Source organism: Idiomarina sp. UBA4206, from assembly GCF_002383015.1.
Classification (GTDB): Bacteria; Pseudomonadota; Gammaproteobacteria; order Enterobacterales; family Alteromonadaceae; genus Idiomarina; species Idiomarina abyssalis.
The window spans coordinates 7,172-11,393 of record NZ_DFTS01000070.1; the positions used below are offsets into that span (position 1 = coordinate 7,172).

5 protein-coding genes are annotated in these 4,222 nt (G+C 48.8%); all 5 read right to left on the reverse strand.

Annotated elements, in window-relative coordinates:
* Positions 1–124: 124 nt before the first annotated feature.
* Positions 125–763 (reverse strand): thiopurine S-methyltransferase, encoded by a 639-nt coding sequence (tmpT, locus tag B3180_RS13915; protein WP_222236246.1) that lies wholly within the window; start codon positions 761–763, stop codon positions 125–127.
* 63 nt (positions 764–826) lie between these two features.
* Positions 827–1,594, reverse strand: a complete 768-nt coding sequence (locus tag B3180_RS13920; protein ID WP_054488647.1) for a peptidylprolyl isomerase — start codon at positions 1,592–1,594, stop codon at positions 827–829.
* A 44-nt stretch (positions 1,595–1,638) separates the two neighbouring features.
* Positions 1,639–2,355 (reverse strand): respiratory nitrate reductase subunit gamma, encoded by a 717-nt coding sequence (narI, locus tag B3180_RS13925; RefSeq protein WP_054488650.1) that lies wholly within the window; start codon positions 2,353–2,355, stop codon positions 1,639–1,641.
* 10 nt (positions 2,356–2,365) lie between these two features.
* Positions 2,366–3,094, reverse strand: a complete 729-nt coding sequence (gene narJ / locus B3180_RS13930; RefSeq protein WP_286845102.1) for a nitrate reductase molybdenum cofactor assembly chaperone — start codon at positions 3,092–3,094, stop codon at positions 2,366–2,368.
* Positions 3,095–3,099: 5 nt separating this feature from the next.
* The coding region (gene narH, locus B3180_RS13935) for a nitrate reductase subunit beta (protein WP_286845104.1) at positions 3,100–4,222 on the reverse strand (1,123 nt) is incomplete at its 5' end.

Genomic DNA, 4,222 nt, shown 5'->3' on the forward strand with positions numbered 1-4,222 from the left:
AGGTCAGCCAATGGCAGGCCGACCTGGATAATGAATTGGCAGAACCAACGTTAGCGGACCTGGTTTTTATGGAAAAATTGGCACGCCGCACTGAAAAGATTCTACGGCGCAATAAATTAATGAGCTAATCCAGCTTATACACTTGCTCGGTAACCGGGTTGTCGTCCGCTTCTTTCCCGTTAACCGTGGTTTCAGCTGACTCCAGTTGATCAATGCTAAAACGCTGACCATAACCCACTTCGACTTCCCCTTCCAATACCGAAAACGGCGGCCCTTCACGGTACCCATTCGGGTACTGCAACGTAATCAGTAAACCTTTTGCCTGCTCGGGTAATTGCTCGCATAGCTGTTGAACGTAGCGTTGACGCATTTCAGGTGGTAGCGCAATCATGGCGGCGCGATCGTACCAGGCATCAATATCGGCAAGGTCGCTTTTAACCAGCTTAAAGAAATCGCCAACCCATATAACCAGCTCATCCAGAGCATACTCTTTAAAGTCGCCACGCTGGGTTATTTTGGGTTTTAATTGGTTCTCCTCGAAAAACTGTCTGGCCGCCAGCTCACTCAGCTCTACCCCAAAAACACGGTAGCCTTTTTCCAGCAGCCACAGCATGTCATTTGATTTACCACACAAAGGCACAAATACCTTTGCACCGGGCTTTACCACACCAGAAAAATACTTCAGCAATAGTTCATGTGTGTGTGGCTGATGAAAACCAATTTGCTGATTTTCCCAACGCTCATGCCAGAAGGCAGATTCCATAACTTGACTCCAAAATAAAAAAGGCACCCCTTTGGGTGCCTATCCTAGCAGAAATAGAGCCACTTACTGCAGTAACGGTGAACCGGTATCAACAAAATCGAAACCTTTGATATCAGCTTCATTCGCCAATGCCTGTATGTATTGAGAAACCGCTTTACGGTGCACTTTCTCTTCCAGATATTCCGCAATTTTGTCTTTAACCGCCTCGTACGGTAACGGCTTACCATCAATTTTATGGTCAACAGACACCACATGAAACCCATAACGAGTTTCTACCGGGTATTTCATTAGCCCTTCTTCAGCGGTGAACAACTGACGTTCAAACTCAGGAACGGTTTGCCCCTTACTCAACTGTCCCAGGTTCCCGTCGGTCTCCTTTGACGGACACGAGGAATACTGGCGTGCAAGCTGACTAAAGTCGTCGCCTTCCTGCAACTGCTGAATAAGCTGCTCCGACATACGCTTTGCATTCACCCGCTCAAGATCATCATCCGGCGCTGCCGCTAACAAAATATGGCGAGCCTCAACAATCGGCGACGTTTTAAAGCGTTCCGGGTTTTGCTCAAAGTACTGTTTGCAAGCTTGCTCGTCCGCTTTCGGGCGAGCTACTTCACGTTCAATCAATATTTCAATGAAGTCATCTTCGCCACCCTGCGCGGTGTCATCCAGTACCTCAATGCCTAAATCTTTTGCCCTTTGTTTGAACAGCTCACCGATTACCAGTGCTTCCGCTGCCATACTCATGGCTTCTTCCTGCGTGTCAGCGGGGTGATACTGCATTTCAGCCAGTATCTCCTTTTCCGCAATTTCCACTTGATTCACTTGTATCATAACAACCTTCCCTGAGAGGGGTGCCCCTCTCGATAACTCTACAACTAGCGAGCGAATTTTTTACGGACAACCTGGTGCTGACGAGTAAGATACTGAACAGGCGCGCTGAACATATGCACGAGTCGGGTAAACGGAAAGACTAAGAAAATAGTCATTCCGAGGAATACATGCAGTTTAAATACCCATTCAATTTGAGGGTTGCTGATAGCCGCTACTGCTTCTACCGGGTCAAGCGTCACAATGTTCTGTGCCCAGGTCATCAGCATCAGCATAACGCCCGCTTTCTCCCCTTCTGCACCATGCACCACATGGTTTACAGAGTAATAAATTGAAATTAACCCTAAAACTAATTGTGCTAACAATAGCCACAGCAATAGTATGTCCATTCTGGTGCTGGTAGCCCGCACACGAACGTTGTTCATGCGGCGGTTAATGAGAATAGCCAACCCATATAAACAAATTAAGCCGAAGATACCGCCGGCAATAATTGCCAGCCACTGTTTCGCCTCATTGCTAACACCCAGTATGTGCCAAACGGGCTTTGGCATTAGCAATCCCACCAGGTGACCAAAGAAGATCCCCAGAATACCAACGTGAAACGGCAAACTACCTTTTCGCAGTTGCTTACTTTCCAGCATTTGGCTCGACGCCGTTTTCCAGGTGTATGGCTCACGGTCATAACGGATCCAGGCTCCGATGAAGAAAACAGCCAAGGCAATAAAAGGGTATACGCCGAAGGCCAACATATTTAGATAGCTCATGGTAATCTCCTTAAATACCCGACACTTTACGCGGCTGTGATAAATCGTCGGTGTTCAATGGCACGTACTGATCCCGGCGCTGACCTTCCGAAGGCCGGTTCTGCGCCGTTGGACAACCCTGCATTTGGTCATTGCCGGCAAAGGTCACCGCTTCTTCTTCCCACACTTTGTCCAGTTCTTTGCTGGTGTCATCGCGCTTCTCATTAGCAATTTGCTGACGCACATCGTCAAGGTCAATCTGTACACCAGAGATACTCAACAGTGTCTGGAATAAAAGTGAGTAGTTACTGCCGCGTTGTTCAAGCCTTGCTGTAAGCAGTGCCAGAATATGCGCAACTTCTTCTAAGCCCAGGCGGGCATTTTCATCGCCCTGGGTGGACAAGAATTCCAGATACAGCGGAATGTAATCCGGCAGTTCTTTCACACCTAAATCAAGACCAGCAGTTTTATATTGGTTCATTAAATCAACCATCGCCTGGCCACGGTCACGCGACTCTCCATGTACGTGCTCGAACAACAGTAGTGACAGAGCACGGCCACGCTCAAACAGCCCGTCGTACTCCGACTGCCAGTCCATCAACGACATGTTGGTGCGGTGCTCAATAAAGGCCTCCAGCGCTGCTTTATCGTCAGCACTTAAAGACGACTGCTGAATCATTTGCTCTAACTCCGCCCGAGCTTCTACAAGCTCGGGGTTGGGGTAATCCAGCAATAACGAAATAACTTGTAATACCTGCATGCTGATTACTCCTTCATGGTCACAGGAATGACTTGACGAACCGACTCTTTCTTAGCGCCGAACAGATTCACACCGTTGTTTCCGTCGCTACAGCCATTACCAAAGGTAAAGCCACAGCCGCCTTTAACGTCGTATGCGTTTTCAGCATAAGCGCGATGGCTGGTCGGAATAACGAAGCGGTCTTCATAATCCGCCAACGCCATGTAACGGTACATTTCCTCTACCTGATTCTTGGTCAGGCCAACCTGCTCCAGAACCGCTAAGTCTTCAACGCCGTCAACATGCTCTGAACGCTTGTACGAGCGCATGGCTATCATTCGCTCCAGTGCGCGAACAATGGGTTTCTCGTCACCGGCAGTCAGTAGGTTAGCCAGATAACGCAGCGGAATACGCAGCGATTTAAGATCCGGAATTTCACCATCCATACCCACGTGGCCTGCTTCGACCGCGCTTTGAATTGGCGACAGCGGTGGCACATACCAAACCATTGGCAGCGTCCGGTACTCAGGGTGCAGTGGCAGTGCTACTTTCCACTGCATTGCCATCATGTAAACCGGTGAGCGCTGTGCAGCCGTGATCCAGTTTTCAGCAATGCCTTCTTTACGCGCCGCTTCCTGAACTTCAGGGTCATGTGGGTCAAGGAAGATACCTAACTGTTCTTCGTACAGATCCTGCTCGTTTGGTGTATTTGCCGCTTCTTCAATGCGGTCCGCATCATAAAGCAACACACCTAAGTAACGGATACGACCCACACAAGTTTCTGAACATGTGGTTGGCTGACCGGCTTCAATGCGCGGATAGCAGAACGTACATTTTTCAGATTTACCGGTCTTCCAGTTGTAGTAAATTTTCTTGTACGGGCAACCCGATACACACATACGCCAGCCGCGACATTTGTCCTGGTCAATCAGAACAATGCCGTCTTCTTCACGCTTATAAATTGCGCCGGAAGGGCAAGCCGCCACACAGGCCGGGTTCAGACAGTGTTCACACAAGCGTGGCAAATACATCATGAAGGTCTTTTCAAACTGACCGTACATGTCTTTTTGCACCACGTCGTCGAAGTTCTTGTCTTTCTTACGTTTTTCGAATTCCGTACCCAGAATTTCTTCCCAGTTCGGACCCCAC

What these genes read in the sequence shown, in the direction of transcription:
- tmpT (WP_222236246.1), bottom strand. Translation starts at nt 763, where the DNA reads ATGGAATCTGCCTTCTGGCATGAGCGTTGGGAAAATCAGCAAATTGGT.
- B3180_RS13920 (WP_054488647.1), bottom strand. Translation starts at nt 1,594, where the DNA reads ATGATACAAGTGAATCAAGTGGAAATTGCGGAAAAGGAGATACTGGCT.
- narI (WP_054488650.1), bottom strand. Translation starts at nt 2,355, where the DNA reads ATGAGCTATCTAAATATGTTGGCCTTCGGCGTATACCCTTTTATTGCC.
- narJ (WP_286845102.1), bottom strand. Translation starts at nt 3,094, where the DNA reads ATGCAGGTATTACAAGTTATTTCGTTATTGCTGGATTACCCCAACCCC.